Annotated in this window: 24 protein-coding genes and 3 tRNA genes; 4 read left to right on the top strand and 23 right to left on the bottom strand. The window is 61.3% G+C overall.

Annotated features, from left to right (window positions below; all coding sequences use genetic code 11):
• Positions 1-320 precede the first annotated feature (320 nt).
• Both D5687_RS07325 and D5687_RS07330 read left to right on the top strand, forming a co-directional pair.
• Positions 321-734 (top strand): hypothetical protein, encoded by a 414-nt coding sequence (locus tag D5687_RS07325; protein WP_125199129.1) that lies wholly within the window; start codon positions 321-323, stop codon positions 732-734.
• A gap of 380 nt (positions 735-1114) precedes the next feature.
• Positions 1115-1681, top strand: coding sequence for a hypothetical protein (locus D5687_RS07330; RefSeq protein ID WP_125199130.1), 567 nt, complete (start codon positions 1115-1117; stop codon positions 1679-1681).
• 824 nt (positions 1682-2505) lie between these two features.
• Here D5687_RS07330 and D5687_RS07335 read toward each other — a convergent pair.
• The 12 genes from D5687_RS07335 to D5687_RS07385 form a co-directional block, all read right to left on the bottom strand.
• A tRNA-Met gene (locus D5687_RS07335) sits at positions 2506-2582 on the bottom strand.
• Positions 2583-2664: 82 nt separating this feature from the next.
• Positions 2665-3759 (bottom strand): redox-regulated ATPase YchF, encoded by a 1095-nt coding sequence (gene ychF / locus D5687_RS07340; RefSeq protein WP_125199131.1) that lies wholly within the window; start codon positions 3757-3759, stop codon positions 2665-2667.
• A 341-nt stretch (positions 3760-4100) separates the two neighbouring features.
• Positions 4101-4685 carry an aminoacyl-tRNA hydrolase gene (gene pth, locus D5687_RS07345; RefSeq protein WP_125199132.1) on the bottom strand — a complete coding sequence of 195 codons (585 nt, stop codon included), beginning with the start codon at positions 4683-4685 and terminating at the stop codon, positions 4101-4103.
• A gap of 101 nt (positions 4686-4786) precedes the next feature.
• On the bottom strand, positions 4787-5443 hold the full coding sequence (locus D5687_RS07350; protein ID WP_125199133.1) for a 50S ribosomal protein L25/general stress protein Ctc: 657 nt from the start codon (positions 5441-5443) through the stop codon (positions 4787-4789).
• A gap of 185 nt (positions 5444-5628) precedes the next feature.
• Positions 5629-6588, bottom strand: coding sequence for a ribose-phosphate diphosphokinase (locus D5687_RS07355; protein ID WP_125199134.1), 960 nt, complete (start codon positions 6586-6588; stop codon positions 5629-5631).
• 17 nt (positions 6589-6605) lie between these two features.
• A tRNA-Gln gene (locus D5687_RS07360) sits at positions 6606-6682 on the bottom strand.
• Positions 6683-6769: 87 nt separating this feature from the next.
• Positions 6770-7681: a 4-(cytidine 5'-diphospho)-2-C-methyl-D-erythritol kinase gene (ispE, locus tag D5687_RS07365; protein WP_158611806.1), complete on the bottom strand. Its 912-nt coding sequence runs from the start codon at positions 7679-7681 to the stop codon at positions 6770-6772.
• A 14-nt stretch (positions 7682-7695) separates the two neighbouring features.
• Positions 7696-8355: a lipoprotein insertase outer membrane protein LolB gene (gene lolB, locus D5687_RS07370; RefSeq protein ID WP_125199136.1), complete on the bottom strand. Its 660-nt coding sequence runs from the start codon at positions 8353-8355 to the stop codon at positions 7696-7698.
• Positions 8356-8392: 37 nt separating this feature from the next.
• A complete protein-coding gene (locus D5687_RS07375; protein WP_125199137.1) occupies positions 8393-10162 on the bottom strand; it encodes a tetratricopeptide repeat protein in 1770 nt (589 codons plus the stop codon).
• A 338-nt stretch (positions 10163-10500) separates the two neighbouring features.
• Positions 10501-10671 (bottom strand): hypothetical protein, encoded by a 171-nt coding sequence (locus tag D5687_RS11280; RefSeq protein WP_158611807.1) that lies wholly within the window; start codon positions 10669-10671, stop codon positions 10501-10503.
• Positions 10668-11108, bottom strand: coding sequence for a hypothetical protein (locus D5687_RS07380; RefSeq protein WP_125199138.1), 441 nt, complete (start codon positions 11106-11108; stop codon positions 10668-10670). The genes D5687_RS11280 and D5687_RS07380 overlap by 4 nt, the downstream gene beginning before the upstream one ends.
• A gap of 167 nt (positions 11109-11275) precedes the next feature.
• Positions 11276-11788, bottom strand: a complete 513-nt coding sequence (locus D5687_RS07385; protein ID WP_125199139.1) for a DUF6231 family protein — start codon at positions 11786-11788, stop codon at positions 11276-11278.
• 41 nt (positions 11789-11829) lie between these two features.
• Here D5687_RS07385 and D5687_RS07390 point away from each other — a divergent pair.
• A tRNA-Leu gene (locus D5687_RS07390) sits at positions 11830-11914 on the top strand.
• A gap of 219 nt (positions 11915-12133) precedes the next feature.
• Here the strand turns inward: D5687_RS07390 and D5687_RS07395 are convergent.
• The 6 genes from D5687_RS07395 to D5687_RS07420 all read right to left on the bottom strand — a co-directional run bounded on the left by D5687_RS07395 (position 12134) and on the right by D5687_RS07420 (position 19749).
• Positions 12134-14503: a FimV family protein gene (locus tag D5687_RS07395; RefSeq protein WP_125199140.1), complete on the bottom strand. Its 2370-nt coding sequence runs from the start codon at positions 14501-14503 to the stop codon at positions 12134-12136.
• A 368-nt stretch (positions 14504-14871) separates the two neighbouring features.
• Positions 14872-15894, bottom strand: coding sequence for an aspartate-semialdehyde dehydrogenase (locus D5687_RS07400; RefSeq protein WP_125199141.1), 1023 nt, complete (start codon positions 15892-15894; stop codon positions 14872-14874).
• A 140-nt stretch (positions 15895-16034) separates the two neighbouring features.
• On the bottom strand, positions 16035-17090 hold the full coding sequence (gene leuB / locus D5687_RS07405) for a 3-isopropylmalate dehydrogenase (RefSeq protein ID WP_125199186.1): 1056 nt from the start codon (positions 17088-17090) through the stop codon (positions 16035-16037).
• Between the two features lie 84 nt (positions 17091-17174).
• A complete protein-coding gene (gene leuD / locus D5687_RS07410; RefSeq protein ID WP_125199142.1) occupies positions 17175-17837 on the bottom strand; it encodes a 3-isopropylmalate dehydratase small subunit in 663 nt (220 codons plus the stop codon).
• A 13-nt stretch (positions 17838-17850) separates the two neighbouring features.
• Positions 17851-19254, bottom strand: coding sequence for a 3-isopropylmalate dehydratase large subunit (gene leuC, locus D5687_RS07415; RefSeq protein WP_125199143.1), 1404 nt, complete (start codon positions 19252-19254; stop codon positions 17851-17853).
• Between the two features lie 87 nt (positions 19255-19341).
• Positions 19342-19749, bottom strand: coding sequence for a DUF2237 family protein (locus D5687_RS07420; protein WP_125199144.1), 408 nt, complete (start codon positions 19747-19749; stop codon positions 19342-19344).
• Positions 19750-19858: 109 nt separating this feature from the next.
• Here D5687_RS07420 and D5687_RS07425 point away from each other — a divergent pair, with 109 nt between their 5' ends.
• Positions 19859-20752 carry a LysR family transcriptional regulator gene (locus tag D5687_RS07425; RefSeq protein WP_158611808.1) on the top strand — a complete coding sequence of 298 codons (894 nt, stop codon included), beginning with the start codon at positions 19859-19861 and terminating at the stop codon, positions 20750-20752.
• A 12-nt stretch (positions 20753-20764) separates the two neighbouring features.
• Here D5687_RS07425 and D5687_RS07430 read toward each other — a convergent pair whose 3' ends face one another.
• From D5687_RS07430 to gloA, 5 genes are all read right to left on the bottom strand, one after another.
• A complete protein-coding gene (locus D5687_RS07430) occupies positions 20765-21610 on the bottom strand; it encodes an HAD-IIB family hydrolase (protein WP_125199146.1) in 846 nt (281 codons plus the stop codon).
• Positions 21600-22850, bottom strand: coding sequence for an amylo-alpha-1,6-glucosidase (locus tag D5687_RS07435; RefSeq protein WP_125199147.1), 1251 nt, complete (start codon positions 22848-22850; stop codon positions 21600-21602). The genes D5687_RS07430 and D5687_RS07435 overlap by 11 nt, the downstream gene beginning before the upstream one ends.
• A gap of 95 nt (positions 22851-22945) precedes the next feature.
• Positions 22946-24208, bottom strand: coding sequence for an organoarsenical effux MFS transporter ArsJ (arsJ, locus tag D5687_RS07440; RefSeq protein WP_125199187.1), 1263 nt, complete (start codon positions 24206-24208; stop codon positions 22946-22948).
• 32 nt (positions 24209-24240) lie between these two features.
• Entirely contained in the window at positions 24241-25254 is a 1014-nt protein-coding gene (locus tag D5687_RS07445) for an ArsJ-associated glyceraldehyde-3-phosphate dehydrogenase (RefSeq protein WP_125199148.1), read from the bottom strand.
• Between the two features lie 461 nt (positions 25255-25715).
• Positions 25716-26099, bottom strand: a complete 384-nt coding sequence (gene gloA / locus D5687_RS07450; protein ID WP_125199149.1) for a lactoylglutathione lyase — start codon at positions 26097-26099, stop codon at positions 25716-25718.
• Between the last annotated feature and the right edge of the window lie 5 nt (positions 26100-26104).

Here is a 26104-nt window from a genome sequence, read left to right on the forward strand (position 1 = left end):
CCATAAGAAAACCCCTGTCAGTTGGATGGGTGTCCAACTTTCAGGGGTCACTTCATTTGAAGCGGGGTTTTCTGATATGGACATGCCGATATCGCACCTGGTGGCTATGGGTGCCATCGAAAATACGGCCACAGACCGCAACGCAACGCGGTTTGTGTCAGTGTGGACCATTCCGCCTCCCACTCTGGTCCCCACCTTTGCGGCCGGTTGCAAGCAAATCACAGGGGGACAATCTGACATGACAGCCAAGGCAATGACAGCAACGGGCCACGGACAGTCCGCCCGATTCAAGACAGCCGCCAGCCGGGTAGGGGGGCAGCATGATGGCCTGGGAAAAGCTTTCCCCGACTCCGGCGGACATTCCGCAGCTTGTAGCTCACGCTGAGGGCGTCCGGTATGACTTCAGATCAAAGAAGTGGGTAGGCGACCTCTCGAAAGAGACAGCCCGCGCCACCCTTAAGGCCCTGGTATTCGCGGCCGATGATCTAACGCGCTCGATCCCGGCGGTTGTACAGGTGACCGATGACGCATCATCACAGCGCGAAACGGAAAGCGCGCCCCGGTCTACGTCCGACTACGCCTCGTGGTTAGGGGACGCTCTAATAGCACGCGACCAGGTGGCGACCACGATCACCAGCGCGGCCACGCTTGCCGGTCAGGCTACCGGCGCAGCCTATCTGCTCTTTGAGTACGTTGCCAGTGCGCAGGAAGCGGAAAGCCGGAAACAGACCTAGGCATTGCTTCACCAGTGCACCGGCACAGCCCCGCCTGAACAACCGGCGCGGGGTTTTCTCGTTGTACCTGGCGACCCATCCGCCAGCGATGGAACGCGGCACCCTCGTTTTTTGATTTTTCGGACGCAAAAAACGCTACCCGCAGTCGTTCTGCCTCTGGGGTTGGTTGAACTTTTCTGCGCTTAGGCCGTCCATTTATCGCTTGGCTAGTGTCATCCATTTGTCATCTTGTTAGCAGTTAGAAACCAGAATGTAGCTAGGCGATTATTCAGGAATCCGAATACAGTTGGGCGAGTATCTAGGAATCACAATACCGTTATTCGGGTATTTAGAAAACCCGATATAGCTGGGTGAGTATTTAGAAATCACAAAGGTGAATTATGGCAAAACTGACGATCATTGTCGGCGTCGGGGCCTCCGGGAAGTCAACGCTACGTAAGCAGATTTGTGAAAAGACTGGTGCCCGGGGTTTTGAAGACGGGACTGCGGTGCCGCGGGGCAATGACAGACGAAGAGCCGGTCATCGCGCTCTTCCGGAGTTGGTGGCGAGACTGCTCGGGCCATCCGCACAAGATTGTGTGTTGGACGAGTCACATCTCGTGCATGAGAGGTTTCGGAAAGAGTTTCAGCGTTTTTGTGACAAACACCTGCCCGGAGTCGAACAAGAGTGGATTTTCTTTAACAATGACCTGGCTGCCTGCGCAAGTAACGCTTATTTCGACGCTATGAACCATGGGAGGAAAGACGCGAGCCGCTTTCGATCAATATTGGGTCAGAGCAAGAAGTACGTCGTCCCGGAAGTTGGTAGCTATCCCGGCCACGACCAAGTGCTCTCTGTCTATCAACAAGAGAAACCGCAATTTCGGACTGGCGAAGAAGAAAAAGCGCGTAAGTGGTTAAAAGCCGCTATCAAAGCGGTTGAGAATGGTGAGGAGTTCCCAGTTTAACAGGCCGCCGTTGGGCGGTTGCAATAGATATTCGGACAAAAATAATGAGCAAACATTTATTTGAATATGTCCAAAAAACTTGTCTCGCCGTTTTAACGAAATCTGACGCAGAATTTCGCCAAAGAAACGATGGTGATGATGCAAGGAAAACTTTTTACGGAAAATTAAATGGAATCGCTTTATCGGGATTTTTAAGCGTGATTTATTGCCTATGGTCGTTGGCAAGTCAGTAGGGGCTAATTGGTCAGATAATGAAGGTTGGCTTGTGCCGATTGAATGGACCGTTCAGCCATCGCCGGTTAGACCGAAAACACATATTGGACGCATCGCTCCGTTGCTTCCGGATAAATACTCGCCGATACAATCCAACGGCAACGGAAATCAAGGGTGCTACCTTGCGCACATATCGAGAGACCTTGGTTTGCTCTTTCTATCTTTTAATGGACGAGTTGCTCAGCTGGCAGAGCTTGAAGAAGAACTTCAAGAACAAGAAATCGTGGATCAGATACGGGATTCACCTAGACAGCCCACGGAAAAAGAACCGCTCGTTCGAGCCAGACAGGGACAGGGGGCTTCAGGCTTCGTCTGATGCGGATCGAGCTTACCGGGGTGGAAGACACGATAGGTCGAAACGTTTTCAAAGACGCGAACTGAGAAGAACCTTCCATATGGAAGTGAGGCGGGTAACAATTGTTTGAGGTGAGAGGCGCAGCATTCCTGATAAGTTGCGTCTCTTTTGTCGTTACCATGCCCTTCGGGTGGCCGACCGAGCAATAAAAAAGGCCTAGGTGTTCACGGAGAACGACCTAAGCCTTTAATAATACTGGTGGCTATGGGTGGATTCGAACCACCGACTCCGGCATTATGAGTGCCGTGCTCTAACCAGCTGAGCTACATAGCCAAGCGAGGCGCGCATTATCGGGATTCCCCGACGGGTTGTCAACCCTGTCCGCGCGCCTTTTCACGCGGAATTCGACCTCCGTTCAGACGTTGAAGCGGAAGTGCACGATATCCCCTTCGTGCATGACGTAATCCTTGCCTTCCAGGCGCCATTTGCCGGCTTCCTTGGCCCCTTGCTCGCCACCACCGGCGACGAAATCGTCGTAGGCAACCACCTCGGCGCGGATGAACCCCTTCTCGAAGTCAGTGTGGATCACGCCGGCCGCCTGCGGGGCAGTCATGCCGCGCTTGATTGTCCAGGCACGCACCTCTTTCACGCCGGCAGTGAAGTAGGTCTGCAGGCCGAGCAGGTCGTAGCCGGCGCGGATCACGCGATCGAGGCCCGGTTCCTCGAGGCCCATTTCCTCGAGGAACATGGCCTTGTCCTCGCCCTCGAGGTCGATGAGCTCGGCCTCGGTGGTCGCGCACACGGGTACCACCGTCGCGTCCTCGCGCGCGGCAAGCTCGCGCACCTGGTCGAGGAAGGGGTTGTTCTCGAACCCGTTCTCGTCGACGTTGGCGATGAACATCAGCGGCTTGGCGGTGAGCAGGTGGAGGTCGTGGAGCAGGGCGAGCTTGTCGGCCTCCAGCTTCATGGAACGGACCGAGTGACCCTCGTCGAGCACCTCGGCCACCTGTTTGACCAGCTCGAGCTTCGCCGCGGCGTCCTTGTTCTGGCCGGACTTGGTCTGCTTGGTCAGCCGCTCGACCGCCTTCTGCACGGTATCGAGGTCGGCGAGCGCCAGCTCGGTGTTGATGACCTCGATGTCGGCGGCCGGGTCGACCTTGCCGGCCACGTGAATCACGTCGTCATTGGCAAAGCAGCGCACGACCTGCACGATCGCATCGGTCTCGCGGATGTTCGCGAGGAACTGGTTGCCCAGACCTTCGCCCTTGGAGGCGCCAGCGACCAGCCCGGCGATGTCGACGAATTCCATGCTGGTCGGTATAACGCGCTCGGGCTTGACGATCTCGGCAAGCGTGTCCAGTCGCGGATCCGGGACGGCGACCACCCCGACGTTCGGCTCGATGGTGCAGAACGGGTAGTTGGCCGCCTGGATGCCGGCCTTGGTCAGTGCATTGAACAGGGTGGACTTGCCGACGTTGGGCAGGCCCACGATGCCACAGTTAAAACCCATAGGGACTCCGTTGATTCAGTGTTTAGGGAAGGTCTGCACGATTCGATGACGTCTCTGCGGGACCTCCAAGGACCCAGATGCAAGGCGCAGTCCGCCGTGAAGGGCCGTGGCCCTTTACAAGGGCTGCAACGCCGCGGATGGGTCCTTGGAGGCCCGCCCGGATGGGGCTCGCGGGTTTGTCCGTACTCGTCGTTGCCGTCCCTCGACGGGCAATGAGCCCGTCTTCGGTCCGGCGCCTAGATTGCGAACAAACCCGCGAGCCAGAGATGCCATCGAATCGTGCAGACCTTCCTTAGGCGCGGCCGGGCAGGGCGGTCGCGGAATGTGTGCGTGTTGCCCTCTCAAGAGGACGGCCGGTAGCTGTTGATGGCCTGCATCAATGCCGGTTCGTCGGCACGGATCAGGTCGGGCGCCAGGTGACGGATTTCGATCACGGCGTCGTCGATCAGCCGGCGTTCGTCGGGCGGGGCGCTGGTGAGCACGTAGCCGACCACGGCGTCGCGGTGTCCCGGATGCCCCACGCCGATACGCAGGCGCCAGAAATTCGCGCTGCCCAGGGCCGCCTGGATGTCCTTGAGGCCATTGTGACCGCCGTGACCGCCGCCGCACTTCAGGCGTAGGCGGCCGGGCGGCAGGTCGAGTTCATCGTGGATCACGAGGATCTCTTCCGGGGCAATCTTGAAGAATTGCGCCAATGGACCCACGGATTGCCCCGAGCGGTTCATGAAGGTGTCCGGGCGCAATAGCCGCAGGTCAACCCCGTCGACCATCACCCGGGTAACCGCGCCCTTGAATTTCCGCTCCTCGGCCCAGTGGCCGCCCAGCGTCGCCGCAATCGCATCCACGGCCCAGAAGCCGGCGTTGTGACGCGTGTTGTCGTACTTCTGCCCGGGATTACCCAGTCCCACGATCAGCTTGATACTCATGGGCGCGGATTATCGCATAGCTTGATTGCACCCATACCCGGACCGGAATGAAAAAACCCCGATCGATGGATCGGGGTTTTTCGGACATCGGCTGGGGAAGATCAGGCTTCTTCTTCGCCTTTCTCTTCCTCGCCACCGGTTTCGGGCTGCTCTTCCTCTTCCGGCTCCTTCTCCACCTTCGGCGGGTGGATGGCGACGACGGCAACGTCGTGACCTTCACCCAGCGCGAGTTCCGGAATGGCAATGCCTTCCGGCAGCTTGATCTCGGAGAGGTGGATGGACTCGTTGACGTCCAGGTCGGCCAGATCGATGGTCAGGTACTCCGGCAGCTGACGCGGCAGGCACTCGATCTCGATCTCGTTGTGGATGACGCTGATTACGCCACCGGCCTTGGCGCCCTTACTCTCTTCGCGGTTCTCGAAGTGCAGCGGGACGTGCATGCGCATCTTCTGACCACGGGTGATGCGCTGGAAGTCAGCGTGCAGCACGACGGTGGTCTTGTACGGGTGACGATGCAGGTCACGCAGGACCACCTCGTCGGTCTCGCCACCGACATTGAGCTCGAGGATATGCGAGAAGAACGCCTCGTGGTCGAGGTGCTTCAGGAGCTCGTTGTGATTGATGGTCAGCGAGACCGGCGGCTTCTTGCCACCGTAGACGATTGCCGGGATGTTCCCTTCGCGACGCAGGCGGCGGCTCGCACCCTTCCCCAGGTCATCGCGAACGGACGCTTCAATCTTGAAAGTTTCTTGAGACATGATTGGGTCCACTCCAGAAATAAAAACCGCCGGGGCGACGATTGTCCGGCTCCCGGCGTCTGATGTACGGCTGCGGCCCGCGACCAAGCCACAACCGACGCGCGCCACTCGATCAATCGAGTGGCGCGCGAATTGTACAGGGAAAGCCGTTCGGGAGGAAGGGTAGAGGGGCTTTCTTTGCCTGGTCAGTCGTCGTTGTAGAGCGAGCTGACCGATTCGTCGGTGTGAATGCGGCGAATCGTCTCGGCAAGCATGCCGGCGACCGAAAGCACCCGGATGCGCTCACAGGCCTCGGCCTCGGGTTTCAGCGGCACGGTGTCGGTCACCACCAGCTCGTCGAGGGACGATGCCTCGATGTTGCTGATCGCGTTGCCCGAGAGGATGGCGTGGGTAGAGTAGGCCACCACCTTGCGGGCTCCGTGCTTCTTGAGTGCATCGGCCGCCTTGCAGAGCGTGCCGGCGGTGTCGACCATGTCGTCGACCAGCACGCAGGTCTTGCCCTTGACCTCGCCGATGATGTGCATCACCTGGGAGACGTTGGCGCGCGGACGGCGCTTGTCGATAATGGCGAGATCCGCATCGTCGAGGCGCTTGGCAACGGCCCGAGCGCGGACTACGCCACCGACGTCCGGGGAGACGACGATCAGGTCTTCGTATTTCTGCCGCCAGATGTCACCCAGCAAGATAGGGGAGGCGTAAACGTTATCCACCGGGATGTCGAAGAAGCCCTGGATCTGGTCGGCGTGCAGGTCGACGGTCAGGATGCGATCCACGCCGCCGCTCTGAAGCATGTTGGCCACAACCTTCGCGCTGATCGGCACGCGAGACGAGCGGACGCGACGGTCCTGGCGGGAGTAGCCGAAGTAGGGGACGACCGCGGTGATGCGGTGAGCCGAGGCCCGACGCAGCGCGTCGGTCATCAGCATGAGCTCCATGACGTGTTCGTTCGTCGGATCGCAGGTCGGCTGGATGACGAAGATGTCGCGACCGCGGACGTTTTCCAGGAGCTCGACGGCGGATTCACCGTCCGAGAAGTGCGCTACCGATGCCTGTCCGAGTTGGCTATCCAGGCTTTCCGCAACCCGTTCGGCCAATGGCCGATTCGCGTTGCCCGTGAAGACCATCAAGGAGCGTGTTAGTGACATCGGTCTCGCCGGTTATTTGGCTGGGCCGGCAGGATTCGAACCTGCGAATGCCGGAATCAAAATCCGGTGCCTTAACCAACTTGGCGACGGCCCATTCGAAAGAGGTGCGCATCTTAACCAAGCGATCCGGGTTTGCCAAGGGCTGGTGCCGGTTTTTTTCCCTTTTCGCTTGGTTAGCGATCTAAGGCCCTGATTTGGCGTGATCGCCCCCTGATGAGACGAAATACCGTCGCAGGATCTCGTGCCTCCTGACCAGATGATCGCCGATCCGCTGGCCCTCGTTTTCGGAGGAAACCGGGGCAAACAGGCACGCCCCCGAGCCTGTCATGCGCGCAAATCCCGCTTCGGTTTCCAGGTCGGCAAGCAGGGCAGCCAGTTGCGGCTGCTGAGCCAGCACCAGTGGTTCGAACACGTTTTGCCCCTTGTCACGCCAGTGATCAAGCAGCTCGGCATCCGGTTGCTTCGGCAGGGCGCGCTCCAATCGCTCATCGGCGAACAGGCCCGCGGTCGGCGAGGAGATACGGGGCACGAGCACCAGGTAGATCCCGCTGGTGTCACGCGCCACACCGGAATGCAATTGTTCCCCGATGCCGTGCGCCGTGGCGCTTTCACCATGCACGAAGACCGGCACATCGGCGCCAAGCTCCTTGCCGATTTGGGCGAGGATGTCGACGGGGTAATCGAGACCCCAAGCCTGATTAAGCACCTGCAACAGGCAGGCGGCAGCGGCTGAGCCACCACCTAGTCCGCCACCCACCGGGACATGTTTCTTTAGCGTGACGTGCGCGCCGCGGGGCGCGGTCCCATCGCCGAGTCGATCGTCACGGGCCCGCTCGCGCAACCGGGTGGCGGCCCGGTAGAGCAGATCGTCTTGGGGGACGGCGGGTTGTCCCGTGATCGGCTCGTCACCGGCGACCCATTCCACCCGGATATCGTCGTGAGCGCTGTCGACTAGCAGTTCGTCACCGTAGTCCAGCAGTTCGAAGAAAGTCTGCAACTCGTGATAGCCATCGGCGCGGCGGGCGTTGATGTGCAGGTAGAGGTTGAGCTTGCAGCCGGCGCGGAACCAGTGGCCTTCGGTGGCGGGATCCATACTGGGGCAGGGTGTCATCGACGTGACTGTCCGGTATCCCAGGAGTCCACCACGATGCGAATTCGCATGCCTTCGTTGGTCAGCTCGACAAAGTGGGGCAGGGTGAGACGCCCGACATCCTGGTAGCGGGCGTATTCCACCTCCCAGCCTTCGTCGGTGAAGGTCACCAGCCGGCCCTGGTCGTCAAGGCGGTAATCGCCAGTGGAGAGCGCGGCCAGGGAATCACTCGGCAAACCTCTGAGCCAGCGGGGCAGGGTCGCCAGGGGAATACGCCAACCGGTCTGCTCTTCGAGGAGTGCTTCGGGGTCGTCGGTAACACGCCGATTGCCATTGCCATCGGTAAGGAGCATATGATTTGGTGTCCCGGTCATCGCCAGATGACCGGTGTCAAAGGGACCGCTCAACTCGAGCGAGGTCACCGTGCCAACCTGCGTCCATTCGAGCTGAACGCTCCCACCGGTGACACCGGACCGGACAGCGGCCCGTCCGCCGAACGCCCAGTCGGTCATCGATTCGAGTTCCTTCGAGTGCGATTCCCAGGCCGTCAGTTGTGCCTCGCTGGCAGGCTCGGTCGGCTGTGTGCCAAGTAGTGAGGCGCAGCCGGAAAGCAAAGTGGTGGCAACGAACAGGGCGGCAACGCGCAGCGAAGCGGCAGAAGGTGGGATGACTGACATGAAAAAGGACGTCGATTGTTGGTGACGGGGGGACGGCTCACGGTTGACCGTCAGCCGGCATCAGCTCCGGGGCGAATCTCAGCAACGTTTCCAGCAGGGTGCTGTCAGTGGCATCGAGCTCCAGGGCCTCTTGCCACACCTCGAGTGCCTGGTCGCGCTCGCCGTCAGCCCAGAGGACCTCGCCGAGATGCGCACCGATCTCGGCGTTGGGCGCGCGACGGTAGGCGCTTCTCAACGCCTTGAGGGCCGATTGAATCTCGCCCTGACGGTATTTGAGCCAACCCAGGCTGTCGAGGTAGGCCGCGTTGTCCGGGTCGATGTGCAGCGCGCGATCGATCAGATCCTCGGCTTCGTCCAGGTTGCGATTTTCGTCAGCCAGGGTGTAGCCCAGCGCATTGAGTGCCTGGGCGTGCTCGGGGTCACGCTCGATGATCTCGCGCAGCACGCTGATCGCCGAACCGGATTCATCCAGGGCAAACAGCGTCATGGACTTTTGCAGACGGAAATCGTTGGCATCCGGCCAGGCATCAAGTGCCTGATCGGCAATCTGTAGGCTCTCCTCGAACTGACCGGTTTCGGACAGTGTCGAGGCGAGTGCGAGCATCAGTTGTTGTTGGTCGGCCTCGTCAATCCCGTCGGAGAGCAGGGCGGTTTCCAACCCGCGGACGGCGGCGTCCACCTGGCCTTGATCGACACGGGCACCGGCCAGCAGCACCTGGGCATTGGCGTAATGCTCGCTGCGGGCGCTTACCTGCGACAGGGCGGCTTCTGCGCCGCTGAGGTCGGCTTCCTGCAGGGCGACCCGTCCGCGGATCAGGTGAACCACGTCCGACTGGCCGGGCAGGCGTTCAAGCCGATTCAGTGCCTGTTCAGCCAGATCGGGGCGTTCCAGACGAAAGGCGAACAGGGACAGGTTGCGCAACAGCTCGGCATCGTCGGGCCGAGTTTCCAGGGTGCGCTCGAGCAGCGCGAGTGCGGCATCTGTTTGTCCGGCCGCCAACCGTGCCTCGATCAGCCCGCTCGTGTAACGCCCCTTGTCGGGAAACCGGTTGTGCGCCTTTTCGAGCACCCGGATGGCCTGTTCGACGTCACCGTCACGGTTGGCGATCACCATTGCCAGGTCGTAGGCCATGGTCTCGTCGGGGCGCAGAGACATCGCCCGATTGGCGGCCTCGCGCGCCAGCGTCATCTCACCGAAGGACAGCGCGAGCTTGGCGACGACCACCTGGGCCTCGTATTGCTGAGGAAAACGCTCGGCGAGGTGGTGCGTATAGTCCACCGCGCGGTCGCGATCGAGACTTTTCTGCAGGTACTGGCCTGTCTCATTGAAGATCTTCTCGACGTTGCCGGAATCGGATTCCAGCCACTGGTTGAGCGCCCGATCGGCCTGTTCGGTCTCGCCCAGTTCAAGCGAGGAGATCATCATCACCGCGGCGGCGCGGGCATTGTCCGGCGAAAGCTTGCGCAACTGTTCCGCAAGGCTCTGGGCCAGGTCGAATCGGTCGGCAAAGATGGCGGCCTGAATGGCGCGCTCGAGCAGTGCCGGGTCGTTGCTGTTTTGCGCAACCGCCGCGTAGTGGCTCGCTGCCTGATCATAATTCTTGTGGCGACCGTAGAATTCGCCGGCGAGGATGTTGAAAATCGGACTCTGTTCGAACGACTTCAATTCACGGGCGGTAGCGCCGGACTCAGTGGCGCCCACGTTCGATTCAGCCGCGGGTTCATTGGCCGGGCTGATGGAGCAGCCGGCCCCGAGCAAGGCGAGATTCATTCCGAGGAACAATGCAGCGGACGGGATCGGTCGCATGGCGGGCCTGTCGAAACGGTGGATTCATTCGGTCCGAAGAGACTTCCGACCGACTGGCGACCATTGTAGTGCAACTGCCCGTGGGCATGGCGGCTGCGTGATGGGAATGGTCGAGGGCCAGGACATCCAGAGCGGAAAGGTCATGTCCCAGCCGGCTACTATACTTCGTAGAATATATATTATGTTAAATAGCATGCGAAGGATGCCGCGAGAGACATCTTATGCTCCTGCCCATCCTCACACGGCCACGGTTTTCCAAACCAGAGGTATCCAGCGAATTGCCTGTCGGCCACAAGGAGAAGCACCGTCTCCCCTGAGTCCGACGAAGCAAGCCCTGATCAGAATCGGTAAACCAGACCGACCTGCACGACCGGGTAAAGCTTGTAGTCCTCCAGCTCGTCGTTCAGGTCTTTTTCTTCCTGTTCGGCATACTGGTCGGCGTAAGGCTGTCGAAATGGGTCGCTCGTTTTTACATCGACAGTCGCATCCGGCGCGCCCTGATACATCACGCCGATGTCCGCCCGGAATGACAGCCCCGGCTCGTTGTTCGCACTGCTCCAGCCGATGCCGAGGTACCTGGAACGGTGATCCCTCGGATATCGTAGCTGTCCTGGTCACCGACAGCGCTGTAACTGTTGTCATTGAAGATTACGCCGCCGGTGACGCGGAAGTAACCGCCGAACGGGTGATAGTCACCCAGGAGGCCGGCGTTGCGCAGCTCCAGATCCCCTTCGTACTCGTTTCCGTCGACCGTGAAGGTTTCCGAATAACTGCCGAAGCCCGTTGTCACACGAGCGCGAAATTTGTTCGGCACGATCGTCATGCCCAGTTCGGGGCCGATACCCAGCGTGCCAACATTGACACCCACGTCGAACTCGGCGGCTTGAGCACCAGCGCTGGCCAGCATGACGGTCGGAAGCACGGACGTGAGAACAGCCTTCTTCATACAACACCTCAGTTGGTTGCGGTCGAGCCACGGTGTTTCTCGTTAATCACCGTGGCTTCGTCGACCATGAAAAGAGGCATGGTGCCGGACTGAGGTATTAGGCGCTACGTTATCGGGACATACGTATTTCCGAGATAAGGCGATGTGGGAATCCGTTGTCACGGGGCTCACCAGCGGTATTTTCCCCAGAGTTCCGGGTTGGCCCAGTTACGCGAGTTCAGCCAATCGGGCGTGTCCTTGTAACTCTCGATGTTGAACTCATAGAGCGGAGTCTCTGTCTTCAACCGTCGATAGCCCAGTGCGACCATCTGGCGGTCATCGGGACCGCCAACCCGCCCATCACCCAGGTGAACGATGATTCGGCGATTGGCGCGGTCTCGCAGCGCTGCTAGCAGTCCGCCCAGTGTTCCGGACCAGGTAACACTGTCGACAAGGATTTCGACTGCACCCTCACGACCTCGAATCTCGTCCAGGATGGCTTCCTGATCAGTCGGCAACCGCCGCGCGGCTTGTCGCGACGAACCTTGCCCGTCATGAGCAGTAACAACCAGCGTGATTCCGGCCATACCACCATTCACCTTTTCACATGCAATCAATCGGTTGTCCGCCTCAAGCCGCTCATGACGGTCCTTTTCGCTCAGCCGATGAACGTATAGTTCGGGTGTTTTTTTTGCATTCACTGTTGACAGTCCCTCTCAGGATTCCTACTATGCGCCGCGTTGCCCAGGTGGCGGAACTGGTAGACGCGCTAGTTTCAGGTACTAGTGGAGAGATCCGTGGAGGTTCGAGTCCTCTCCTGGGCACCAAATTGCAAGACCGATATGAAGGCCGGTGACTCAAAGGGTTATCGGCCTTTTTCGTTTCTGATCATCTAATCAACCGGTCATCGCCTGACCGGTCAAGTCCGATAGACCGGGGCGCCCGCCCGTTACCAAACCACGTGCCGAATCAAGACGATAACAAAAAGGCCCACCAAACATCGGTGGGCCTTTTCTTGTGGCACTGCGCGCAGCACCCGGGCACTATCAGCCCGCTTGACGTTTCTTCAACTCCTCCAGGCGCTCCAATGCCGCGGTGGCGCCCTCTTCCTGCAACTCGGATTCGATCATGTCGAAGCTCTCCCGATCACCTACGTCCAGGAAGGCCTCGGCCAATCCCACGCGTGTGTCGATGTCGGCTTCATCGTCGGCGGCAGATGAGGTGTGTTCGGCCGCATCCACGGAAACGGCCTCGGACTCGTCCGGCTCTTCAGCCAACGGGATTTCGCCCAGATCGAGATCCATGCCTTCATCCTGGTCGAACGAGGCTGGCGGCTCGTCTCGCTCTCCTGCCGGTTCGTAGCCCGACAGATCCAGGTCCAGCGGCTCTGGTTCATTCGTGTCGCTGGCCGGGGTATCGACACTCGCCGCCGGGACCTCATTTTTGGGCAATTCGAGTTCGTTCGACTCATCCTGTCGACCGGTCTCCTCCACCTGGTCTGCCGGCGACTCTTCCCTACTCGGCGTTTCCAGCGCAAACGAGTCGTCAAAGTCCATCGACCGCTCGTCTTCTAACGTTTCATTGTCCGATTCGGGCGTGGCGAGCATGTCGTCGAGGTCATCGTCCCAGTCCACGTTGGCCGGTGCTTGCTGTTGGTCCGCCTCCCAATCATCGGTCGACTCCACCGTATCGGTTGGCTCCACGGGCTCAGACGAAACGTCGTCGGAGGTCACGCCGCCGGACCCTTCCCTTTCGACCATCGGTGTGGAGTCGTCACTCGGCGGACGGGATTCGTCCCCGGTCTCACCGGCATCAATGCCCTTGAGACGGTTCAATGCCGACTGCAGGCCGCTGTGCCCGGGGTGCTCGGCCAGGCTGTCCTGCAACAGCTCCACCGCCTGGTGGGTCAGGTTGAATGACTCGAGCACCCGCGCCTCTTCCAGCGCCATTTCCGGGTTCATCGGATCGTCCATGCCCCTGGCCGACGCTGATTCCTCCGGCGTGTTGTCCGAATTCGCGTACGCCGCACCGGATGCCCCAAACGCCGCAGCTGCAGAGCCGCCCGCGGTCGATGCAGTCGTGCCCATGGGCGCAGGTTCGGCGATCGGATCGCGATCAAGTGATCGCTTGTTCGAGGTGTCGGCAGTGACCGGCATCGGCACGCCCGGTTCCTCGTCGCGACGGGTCCGACGCAGGGCGAGTGCGATCAGCAACGCGATGATTACCAGTCCCAATGCGCCGGTGAGGTACTTGCCCCACTCCATCCAGAAATTGCCGGTCGTGCGCTCGGCGTTTTCCAGTTCAGCCCGGGACTGCTCGATGACCTCTTGCAATTCGGCAATCTGGGTATCGCGCTCGTCAACGGCGACCTTGACGGTATCAATCTGATCCTTCAGGGCACGGAGCTGCTCGGTCAAAGCCTCGTTTTCGGCACGGACCGATTCGACTTCCTCCTGGTCCAGCGCCGCCTCGCGGTTGGTCTGCGCGTTGGCCGTTGACTGCGTGCCGTCGGCGATCGCCGCAAGCGGTTGCTCACGAGTGAGCTCACCGAACCCAGCAAGATTCGCGGGCGAAGCAGCTTGCTCACCACCCTCTTCCGGACCCAAAAGCTCAAGCGCAGGCAGTCGATCGGTCACCGTTGACTCGTCCGAAGTCGAGCCGTCTGCGTCCACTCGATCGTTGCTTGTGGCCGATGCGCCGGTGTTCGGCACCCGAAGACGTGCCCCGGCCATCAGGGCGTTGCCGTTGCCGTTGGCGAATGCTTGCGGATTGGCATCAATGATCGCCTGCATCATGGGGCGAACATCGGCGCCATCGGACACGTAATCGCGGGCAATCTCGTAGAGCGTATCGCCGCTTTGGACGTCACGCGTTCCGTCGAGGGAAACGTCTTCGGCCGGCTCAACGCGCTGCCAGCCGGAGGGCGCAGGCGACGAGCGCGAAGACGATTGCGCCGAAGACGTGGGGGCCGCCGCCTGGCTGGAGCCGGTCACTCCTTCGGAGCGAGCGTCCTGCCCAGAGCCCATCGAAGGCGGATCGAGCAGCAGGTTGTACTCGCGGATCATTCTCCCCTGCGGGGAGTCGACCTCGAGCAGGATACTCAGGATGGGGTCACGAATCGGTCGCTTGGAACCGATCAGGACATAATCCTGACCCCGGTCCGATTCGATGCTGAACGTTAGATTGCCCGTGATGTTTTCCAGCGAGACCCCCGCCTCTCGGTAAAACGAGGGCGGGGCCAGCTTCACGGTGATCTCGTCGAGCGGCTCGTCGCTGGAGCGCGCCAGTGGCACTCGCACATCGAGGGGTTGACTCAAGTACGACTGCACCCGGGCCTCGCCCAGGGTGGCGGCCTGGCTGATCAACGGGGTCCCGGCACCCAGAATCCCCGCAATCACCAAACTCAACTTCCGCATGTCACTCACTCCTTGCTCGTGCCGGTGCGCCGGGTCTCATTGCCCGACTGTCGTTCCGGCGCCTTCCTTATGGGGAACTCTGCTCGAATACCCAATGCCTCTGGCTTGCCGGCTTGTTCGCCGTCAAGGCGTCGATTCGATGGCGGGCTTGGTGCCCGGCGAGAATCGACAACACCGAGGGCGGGCAAGCCGGCAAGCCCCTTCGGGCGGGTCGCCAGGCGCCCATCTGCGGTGTTGCACCGCTTGCCAATGACTACGGCCATTGGCGGCGCGCTGCGCCTAGCATCTGGACGCCTGGCGACCCGCAGAGGCATTGGTTATTCGTGCAGAGTTCCCCTTGGCCATTTCGAGCCCGATTGTGCCACAGATCAGAGGTAGTCGCGCACCAGACATTCGGCAATCTGAACGCTGTTGAGTGCCGCGCCCTTGCGCACATTGTCGGCAACCACCCACAGGTTGAGGCCGCGCTCGTGCGAAATGTCTTCGCGGATGCGGCCCACGTAGACCGGGTCGTGCCCTGCCCCTTCGGTCACGGCCGTCGGATAACCACCGTCACGACGCGTGTCGAGCACTTCGATCCCTTCGGCCTTCTTGAACAAGTCCCATGCCTGCTGGGCGGTGATCTTGTCGCGGGTCTCGATGTGGACGGCTTCGGAATGACCGAAGAACACAGGCACACGGACCGCCGTGGCGTTCACGAGGATCGAGGGGTCCTCGAAGATCTTCTGGGTTTCCCAGACCATCTTCATCTCTTCCTTGGTGTAGCCATTGTCCTGGAAGACATCGATCTGTGGCAGTGCGTTGAACGCGATCTGCTTCGGATAGACCACGGCATCGGCGTCCTGTCCATTGAGGCGTCGAGCACTTTGGGTCGCCAGTTCCTCGATGGCTTCCTTTCCTGAACCGGATACGGCCTGGTAGGTGGCAACGTTGATCCGTTCGATACCGACCGCATCGTAGATCGGCTTGAGCGCCACCAGCATCTGGATGGTCGAGCAGTTCGGGTTGGCGATGATGTTGCGCTGGGTGTAGCCGGCGATCGCGTGAGCGTTCACCTCCGGAACGATCAGCGGCACATCATCGTCGTAGCGGAACTCGGAGGTGTTGTCGATCACCACGCACCCGGCCGCGGCGGCCTTGGGCGCATATTCGCGAGAGATGGCCCCGCCCGGCGAGAACAGCCCGATCTGGACCTTGGAGAAATCGAATGTCGCCAGGTCCTCGACCGTCACGAACGAGTTGCCGAAGGCAATCTTCTTGCCGGCGGAGCGCTCTGATGCGAGTGCGTACACCTTGCCGACCGGAAAATTGCGCTCGGCCAGGATGGACAGCATGGTCTCGCCAACGGCACCCGTGGCACCGACGACAGCAACGTCGACCGTCTTGCTCATGAAGATTTCTCCTTGCGATTGGAAGTCTGATGAAATCGGTTGCGGGATGGCGGCATTCGATCGGCTGCCAACCCTGAATCTGACACGATGAATCTAGCCTAGCGCATCACGCCGGGCGCACGAAGGGATCCGTAAGCCACTCAGGCACTCAGGGCGTCGACGACGGCCCGGCCCATCTCGCTGGTGGACACCTGTGTCATGCCTTCCTGCATGATATCCGGCGTACGCAGACCCTGATCGAGCACGGTGACGCAGGCATTTTCAATCCGCTCGGCCAGGTCGCCTCGGCCGAAGGAATAGCGAAGCAGCATGGCCGCCGACAGGATGGTCGCCATCGGGTTGGCAACGCCCTTGCCGGCAATATCCGGTGCCGAGCCGTGGCTGGGCTCGTAAAGGCCTTGCCCCGTCTCGTTAAGCGATGCCGAGGGCAGCATGCCGATCGACCCGGTCAACATCGAGGCCTGGTCGGAGAGGATGTCACCGAACAGGTTCTCCGTGACCATCACGTCGAACTGCTTGGGTGCCCGCACAAGCTGCATTGCGGCATTGTCGACGTACATGTGCGACAGCTCGACGTCCGGGTACTCCGCGGACAGGCGATTCATCACCTCGCGCCAGAGCTCCGAGGTTTCCAAGACGTTGGCCTTGTCCACCGAGCACAGGCGCTTGTTGCGCTTCTGTGCCGCCTCGAAGGCGACTCGGCCGATACGTTCGATCTCGGCCTCGTTGTAATGCATGGTGTTGAAGCCTTCGCGCTGGCCGTCGACCTCGCGGATACCGCGCGGCTGCCCGAAATAGACCCCGCCGGTCAGCTCGCGGACGATCAGGATGTCCAGACCCGACACCACCTCCGGCTTGAGCGAGGAGGCATCCGCCAGGGCGCTGTACAGCATCGCCGGGCGCAGGTTGGCAAACAGCCCCATCGTCTTGCGGATCGCCAGCAGGCCGCGCTCGGGGCGGAGCGGGCGATCAAGGTTGTCGTATTGCGGGCTGCCGACGGCGCCGAGCAGTACCGCATCGGCCTCGGCGGCCAGCTGCCGGGTGATCTCGGGAAATGGTTCGCCTTCGGCGTCATAGGCTGCCCCGCCGATCAGGCCGTCGGTGAACGACAGTTCCAGGTCGCTGTCGACCACAACGGCCTTGAGGACGTTGACGGCCTGCTCAGTGATTTCCGGGCCGATGCCGTCACCCGGCAGGACGAGAATGTTCTTCTGGCTCACGAGATTATCGATCCTTTTGTGTCTGTTTTCTCAGGAAAATCGCGTCGACAAATCAGCGCGTTATCCGCCGACGTTGCCCCGCAGGTCGTTGAACAACCACGGCGTCTTTTCCTGCTGGGCAAGCTCGTACGCCTTGATCTTGTCGGCGTGCTCCAGGGTCAGCGCGATGTCGTCGAGTCCCTCGATCAGGCAGTGCTTGCGGAAGCTGTCGATCTCGAATTCGTACGTGGACCCATTGGGGGCCTTGACCACCTGATTCGGCAAATCGATCTCGAGCTCCAGGCCCGGGTTCGCCTCGACCGCCTTGAAGATCGAGTCGACCTCATCTTCTTTCAGTGCAATGGGAAGCAGCCCGTTCTTGAAGCTGTTATTGAAGAAGATATCGGCAAACGACGGGGCGATCACGGCGCGAAAGCCGAAGTCGGTCAGTGCCCAGACGGCATGTTCCCGCGATGAGCCGCAGCCGAAGTTCTCGCGCGCCAACAGGATGGTCGCGCGGTCGAATGGCTCGCGGTTGAGCACGAAATCCGGGTTCTTGCGCCGCTGGCTGTGATCCATGCCCGGCTCGCCCGGATCGAGATAACGCCAGTCGTCGAATGCCGTCGGGCCAAAGCCGGTGCGCTTGACCGACTTGAGGTACTGCTTCGGGATGATCGCGTCGGTGTCCACGTTCGAGCGGTCGAGAGGCGCGACGATTCCCTTGTGGGTAGTGAATGCCTGCATGGTTCTGTCTCCCTTACGCTTGACGGACGTCGACGAAATGGCCCGCGATCGCCGCGGCGGCAGCCATGGCCGGACTGACTAGGTGCGTGCGACCGCCCTGCCCCTGCCGGCCCTCGAAGTTGCGGTTTGATGTCGAGGCACAGCGCTCGCCCGGCTCAAGCCGGTCGGCGTTCATCGCCAGGCACATCGAGCAGCCCGGTTCGCGCCACTCGAAGCCCGCCTCGAGGAAGACCTTGTCGAGGCCTTCTTTCTCGGCCTGCTCGCGCACGAGGCCCGAGCCCGGCACCACCATGGCCAACGTTACGTTGTCTGCCACGTGGCCGCCCTTGATGACTGCGGCCGCGGCCCGCAGATCCTCGATACGCGCGTTTGTGCACGAGCCGATGAAGACCTTGTCGATCTGGATGTCGGTCATCGGCGTGTTCGCCTCGAGTCCCATGTACGCAAGCGCCTTGCGCATGCCCTCGGCCTTGACCGGATCGGACTCGGCCGACGGGTCCGGGACGCGCCCGTTGACCGGCCCGACCATCTCCGGCGAGGTGCCCCAACTGACCTGCGGCTCGATCTTGGTCCCGTCGAGGACCACCACCTTGTCGAATTCGGCGTCGGGATCGGACTTGAGGGTGCGCCAATACGCCGCTGCCTGCTCGAACATCTCGCCGGTGGGCGCGAACGGCTTGTCGCGGAAGTAATCGACCGTCTTCTCGTCGACCGCCACCATGCCGGCGCGGGCACCCGCCTCGATCGACATGTTGCACACGCTCATCCGGCCCTCGATCGAGAGCGACTCGATCGCCGAACCGGCGAATTCGATCGCGTAACCGGTGCCGCCGGCAGTACCGATCTTGCCGATAATCGCGAGCACGACGTCTTTCGCGGTCACACCCGGCCCAAGCTCGCCGTCGACGCGCACCTGCATGGTCTTGGTGCGTTTTTGCAACAAGGTCTGGGTGGCCATGACGTGCTCAACCTCGGAGGTGCCGATGCCGAAGGCCAAGGCGCCGATCGCGCCGTGGGTCGAGGTGTGCGAATCGCCGCAGACTACGGTCGAGCCCGGCAGCGTGAACCCTTCCTCGGGCCCGATGATATGCACGATCCCCTGGCGCATGTCGGCCATCGGGAATTCCTGGACGCCGAATTCCTGGCAGTTGCGATCGAGGGTACTGACCTGCTCGCGTGAGACGGGATCGACGATCCCGCCAGCCCGATTGGTGGTCGGCACGTTGTGATCCGGCACGGCCAGCATGGCGCCGGTTCGCCACGGTTTGCGACCGGCCAGACGCAGCCCTTCGAACGCCTGCGGGCTGGTCACCTCGTGAACGAGGTGGCGATCGATATAGAGAAGCGCGGTGCCATCCCCTTGTTCATGGACGACGTGCGCGTCGAAAAGCTTTTCGTAGAGTGTCTTTCCAGCCATTGGCGTTTTCCTCCGGATGGCCCATGTCGGCGTCAATCGCCGCCCGGGCAAGTATCCGTTTTGCAATACGTTGGGGCGTTGTTTTCGTTAAAACTCGTAAAACCCGTCGTCCAGCCCCGAGGCCGGCGGGTCGACGGCGTGTTCGATCAGATCGCGCAGCTTGATGACCCGCAGCACCTCGTGGTGGGTCGAGGCCAGCACCACCGGGGGCGCCACGCCGGCCTCGAAGGCCTCTCGCCACCGCCAGGCGCAAACGCACCAGCGATCGCCGGCCGCAAGTCCCGGAAAATCGTAGGCCGGGATCGGTCGGCGCAACTCGTTCCCCTGGGCGGCGGTGTAGTCGAGAAACGCGTCATCAAGCTCCGCGCAAACCCCGTGCACGCCACCGTCCTCGGCCCCAACCAAGCATCGGCCGTCGCGGTAAAAGCCGGTGACGGGGTCCACCGAGCATCTCGCCAGTGGCAGACCGAGCACGTTGAGGGCGTCTGTTTTCATGCAGGAATGATAGTGGCGGCTGATCAATAACTAAAATGGTAATATATAATGAAGGCCATTCTTAATGGTTATGACAGAACCAGACGGGGCCGAATTTCGGAGATTGGCGATGAACCCCCTTCATTTGGACACCCAGCAGTTGCTGACTTTTCTGGCGGTGGCTGAAACCGGTTCGTTCTCGGCGGCGGCTACCCATCTGCACGTCAGTCAACCGGCGGTTTCCAAGCGCCTGGCGCAACTGGAGGAGCGGTTGGGATTCCGGCTGTTCGATCGGCTAGGCCAGCGGGTCGTACTGACCTACCGCGGTGAGCGGCTACTGCCCGCGGTGCGCGAGGTACAGTCGAGCCTTGATGACGTCGCGACCGCAGCCGAGGTCAGTGGCGAAGCCCTCAGTGGCCGGCTGACCCTGTCCCTGAGTCACTATGCCGGGTTGCATCTGCTACCGGAGGTACTCGAGCGATTTTCGGAACACTATCCCGAAGTCCTGCTCGATCTCAGTTTCCACGATTCCGAGCGGGCGATCGAGCAGGTGGCGCTGGGCGAGTCGGCGCTGGCCTATGCCACCCTGCCGCCCCGCCTCGACGATCGGGTGCGCACTCGCGTTCTCTGGGAGGAGACCATGCAGCCGGTGGTGGCCGAACGGCATTGCCCGGGAGGCAGACCACCGGCGCTGGATCGAATCGGCAAGCGACTGCCATTGATCTTGCCCGCGGAAGCGACCAGCACACGCATGGCCATCGATCGGTGGCTCGACGATCGGCGGCTTTTGCCACCGGCGATCATCGAGATCAACCAGCTGGATTCGATCGCGGTACTGGCCGCCACGGGGGTTGGATGGGCCGTGTTGCCAACGACCCTTCAGCGTGAAGGATTGTTGCGGTTGGAGTGTGGGGACGGCGGTCTGCCTACGCGGCGCCTGGGACGGATCGAGGCGGTCGGGCGGGCGCGCAATCCTCTCGCCGAGGCCTTCATGGCGATGGTAGAGGGGCCTGGCAAGGACTGAATCGGCCCCGTCTCATTCGTTCTCCAGCCAAGAGCGTGTCTCGGGCATGAAGTGCACGATGCCTTCGAGGATGCCTGCCGCGTAATTGCCGTTCATCCCATGCCATCCCCCGCGGGCGACGTACAGGCAATTCTCGATGCCCCGCTCCGCGGTAGCGTCCAGGGCGGCCTGCTTGACCCCCTCCCTGGCATTGGCCACTACGATCGCCTGAAGACCACTGGTCAGCGCGGGCAGGTCGTTGCCGCTGTCGCCGGCGAAGACCGTCCGGGCATGCGGCATTTGCAAATGCGCCTGGAGAAACCGGATAGCATGCACCTTGGTAGCTCTAGCCGGCAGGACATCAACCAGTCCGATATCGCGCATCTCGTCGATGCTCCAGATAACGCTGCTGCGCACCCCCGCTTGCGCCAGACGCTCCCTAATTTGCCCGGCAAGCGCGTCTCCATTCAGGGTCGCTGGGGCGTAATAGCTGAGTTTGTAGGTGTTCTGTTTTTCCGGTTCCTGAGGTTCGATATCCGGGATGTCCTCGAGCATTCCGGCGAGTGTCCGGCGATCCTCGCCGCCCCAGTCGGCCGCGATCTCGTCCGCCCAGGCTTCCCAGGGGTGCCAGATGCCCTCGTCGACGCGATAGATCGTCGTCCCCACGTCGCCGATGGCGAAATCCGGGACCGGCAGCGCGAACTCGTCGATTGCCGATTCGAGGAGGTACCGGTCCCTGCCACTGACGTAAGCCAGCGTGACCTCGGGGCGTTGGACCAGCCGGCGGAACAGATCGCGTGCACCCGGTGATTCCGGCTGGTGGCCGTTCGGGATCAGAGTACGGTCGAGGTCGGTACAGACCAGCAGTTCACTCGTCATCGTCGATCCTGAAAAGTGGCTCTCCCTGCAGGGCGTGATGGGCGGTGACCGCAGCGGCGGCACTCCATCCCTGGCATCGTGTCCCGCCTGGCGTGAGCTTGCGCCCGTGCACGAACTCCGGGAACGACCAGGGCTCATCCTTCATCGACAAGGCATTGGCCGCGTGAATGGCGTCGAGGTGCAGCCGGGCCTTTACCGTGTGTCCGCGGCTGGCCAGGTCGGCGACATAAAAGCCCGTGAGCATCGGCCAGAGTCCGCCGTTGTGGAACTCGTACGGTTTGTTTTTGAAGGTGTACGAGAACATCACCTGCAGGTTTTCCCAGTCCCGGTCCACGGGTTCGATGATGGGGTGAAAGGCCGGCAAGAGTGGCACGGCCTCGGGCGTGATCTTCGCGATATAGGCATCAACCTGGTCGCACTGCCAGTCCTTCGCCACACGGAACAGATTGGCGAGAACGTTCGCGAAGGCGTCAAACCGATAACCGTAGCCGGTTGGCGAGAAAAACGGCATCCAGTATTGATCGTCTCGATGCGGCGCGGCCTTGCGCCCCTTTTCGTATAGCACCTCGTGATAGATATCCGCCGACTCGTTGCCGTTAAACCAGAAATTGCCGCGAATCAGGTGAAGCAGCCGGGTGGTTCGATCCTGCAATTGATGGTCTGCCGAACCGTGGACATGAATGTGGATCCGGCAGAACGAGCGCAACGCCTGCAAATAGAGCAGCTGGTCGTAAAGGATGTAGCCGGACTGGACATACTCGTCGGCCCAGTCGCCGGTTTGCGGCACGTAAATCAGGCCACGATCGTTGAACTCCCATGCCCCGAGCAAAAACCGCACGCGCTCCAGAGCCGGCAGGATTTCCTCAAGGAAGGCGTCATCCCCGGTGGCACGCCAGTACTCGGCGCAACCGATCACGAACCAAAGATCCGCATCCACGCGCCCGGTGGTGCCGCCGTAGCTGATACGTTGAGTGGTGGTGTCAACATTGCTGGGGATCTCGCCGTGGGGACCCTGGTGACGCGCCAGGGTGCCGAGCGTCTGGCGCATCGTGGCTACGAGCGACTCTTCCCCGGTCATCAATGCGGCCAGCCCGATGATCACCCCGTCACGGGCCCAAACCCGGCGATAATTGTCCCGCTGGGTGGGCGAGGCAAGGAACCCGTCGTCGGTCGCGCACTGGCGCACCAGCTCCATTGCCTGCTCCAGGCCTTCCTTGCGCGTGTCGGATGATTTCGTCATCGTCCCCATCGGTCTCCTTTTCCGCCATCGTCACGTAGACGAGTGTAGAAGGTAGAGCGCGGAAAGCGGCCCTAAAAGCGGGGCGATGGCTGGCGCTACCCGATGGCGCTATCGCCCTCCCCGCCCAGGCTGGATTCCAGCGCGACGAGTCGCAGACTGAGAAGACCCGCAATCACCACGAAGGCCAGCGCAAAACCGAGGCTGCCGGCAATGCCCAGCCACTGATAGCTCGCCCCCGAAAGCACCGTGCCCAGCAATCGGCCACCGGCATTTGCGGCGTAGTAGAAGCCGACGTTCTGCGAGGCTTTCTCATCGGCCGAATAGCGCAATACCAGGTACGAGTGGGTGGCTGAATTCAGCGCGAAGACCACGCCGAAGAACGCCAACCCCAGCGTGATCATCCAGCCCGCGGTCTGACCCGAGGCAATGGCCAGCAGGAGTGCGCCCAGCGGCAGCACAAGGGCAAAACTCCAGGCGACCGCCGTGCGGGCGCCAGGGCCATCACGTGGGCCATCGTCCGCGACACCGGTATGGATGCCGCCCCTCCGCCGGCGCGTGCCAAGCAACCAGGGGGCGGCGGACTGAACCAGTCCGTAGCCGATCACCCAGAGGGCGAGATATGCCCCGACCCAGTGGAAATCCCAACCGATCGAGACCAGGAAGACCGGCAACGCCACCACGAACCAGACATCACGGGCGCCGAACAGGAACAAACGCGCCGTGGCCAGCCAGTTGATCAGGGGCTCGCGCGAAAACATCTGCCGAAAGCCGGTCTTGCCCTTGACGGCCCCGAAACCGCCCGGCAGCGTCAGTGTCATCAAAAAGCCCCCTACCAGTAGCGCGGCGAGCACCCCCATGGCCCCCTGGAAACCGATGGCGGCCAGCAGCACGGCGCCGAGGAAGAACCCGGCCCCCTTCAGGGCATTCTTCGAGCCGGTGATCCAGGCGACCCAGCGGAACAGCTGCGCGTTCCCCTCGCGCGCGACCAGCTTGACCCCGGCCTTGGCCGACATCTTGTTGAGGTCCTTCGCGATGCCGGACAACGCCTGGGCGAACATCACGTAGGCCACCGTCAGCCAGGCGTCCGGAACCGTCAACATCAGCAAGGCGGCGATCTGCAGCCCGGTGCCGACCTGCATGGTTCGATTCAGGCCGATACGCGCGCCCAGCCAGCCCCCCATCAGGTTGGTGACGATGCCGAAGAACTCGTAGAAGAGAAACAGCATCGCGATGGCGAACGGCGAGTAACCGAGCTGGTAGAAATGCAGCACCACCAGCATGCGGATCGCCCCGTCGGTCAGGGTGAACAGCCAGTAATTGCCGGTGATCGTGAGGTAATGGCGCAGTGCCTGATTCATGGCAAGGGGCATGGTGACTCCAGATGCGTGTCTCAGGCCCGGCCGATCATCGACACGAGTTCGACTAGTCGTTGGGCATAGCCCCACTCGTTGTCATACCAGGCGAGCACCTTCACCAGATCCCCGTCTATCACCATCGTCGACGGCGCATCGATGATCGAGGAGCGCGGGTCGTTGGTGTAGTCCACCGAGACCAGCGGGCGTGTCTCGAACCCCAGGATGTCCTTCAACTCCCCCTCGGCGGCCGAGCGCAGCAACCCGTTCACCTCATCGACCGTGGTTGAGCGAGCGGGGGTGAAGACGAAGTCGGTCAACGAGGCGTTGAGTAACGGCACCCGAACGGCAAGACCGTTCAGCCGGCCCTCGAGCTCCGGGAAAATCGCGCCAATGGCCTTCGCCGAGCCCGTCGTGGTGGGCGACAGCGACATCGACGAGGCGCGAGCGCGCCGCCAGTCCTTGTCGCCCTTGTCGACCACCACTTGCGTGTTGGTAAGGTCGTGCATGGTGGTCATCGTGCCGCGCTGGATACCCAGCCCTTCGTGGAGCACCTTGACCACCGGTGCCAGGCAATTGGTGGTACAGGAAGCGGCGGTAACGACCTTGTGATGGCTGGCATCGAACAGGTCGTGATTGACCCCCATGACGACGTTCAGCACCTCATCGTGCTTTACAGGGGCGGCCACGGCGACGCGCGACACTCCTTGCACCAGGTGTCGAGTGATCTCGTCGAACTGCCGCCACCGCCCGGTGGATTCAATCACCACGTCGACCGCCGAACGGGCCCAGTCGATTCCCTCGACCGACTCGCTCTGGGTAAAGCGAATATCACGACCGGCCAGCGTCAGGGTGTCGCCCTCCCCTCCAATGGGCTGTTGCCAACGGCCATGAACGGAGTCGAATTCGGTCAGGTGGGCCATGCAGGCTGCGTCGGCAGCCGTTTCATTGACATGCACCACCTCGAGGTCGAGTTCCGGGCGATCGGCCAATGCCCGAAAGGCCAATCGGCCGATACGCCCGAAACCGTTGATACCTACCCGAATCGGCATGACTGAATTCTCCCGTTGGTGTCGATGGCCAAGATCTGCGCGGACACAGCATATGGAATAAAGGATATGACGCAGCCTACCCCGTGAACATGACAGTTCCGTTTTGCCACTGGCCGGCCCCGGGAAGTATGCCTGTCGTTCCCGGTTGGTGACACACACTGGCAGACAACGCGAGGGCCGGAATTGCCCGGGTTCCGAGCCGAAAAAGTTTTTCACAGAAACTGTGGATAACTATGTGGAAGAAACCCAGAATTGTCGGCCCCACAAGGCAGGAGACGTTATTGGTTAATTTTTAACCAAACTGAAGCACTTGCGGCATAAATGCTTAATAACAACTAGTTAGCGCGTTTCTTTCGCTAACTGACTGATTCATCGTCCACGAAAAAGGCGCAACCGACGTTGCGCCCCGCTTGATGTGGAAAATACCGGCTGTCAAGGCTTGACAGCGGCCTTTTTTACCGTCACTTCGCGCCGATCAATTCGATGGCATAACCGTCCGGATCCGCGACGAAGGCAATGATGGTGGAACCGGCATTCATCGGGCCGGGTTCACGCAGGATCTTGCCCCCTTTCTCGCGAATCTTCTCGGCCGCCGCGTAGACGTCATCGACCTCGATCGCAATATGGCCATAGCCGTCGCCGAGGTCGTACTGGTGATCACCCCAGTTGTGGGTCAGTTCGAGCACTGCCGTTTCGCTCTCCTCGCCATAACCAACGAACGCCAGTGTGAACTCACCGGCCGGGTAGTCCTGCTGGCGCAGCAGCTTCATGCCGAGCACGTCGGTATAGAAGGCCAGGGACTTCTCGAGGTCACTGACACGGATCATGGTGTGAAGCATGCGCATGGGTC

This window comes from Guyparkeria sp. SCN-R1 (genome assembly GCF_003932495.1).
Classification (GTDB): Bacteria; Pseudomonadota; Gammaproteobacteria; order Halothiobacillales; family Halothiobacillaceae; genus Guyparkeria.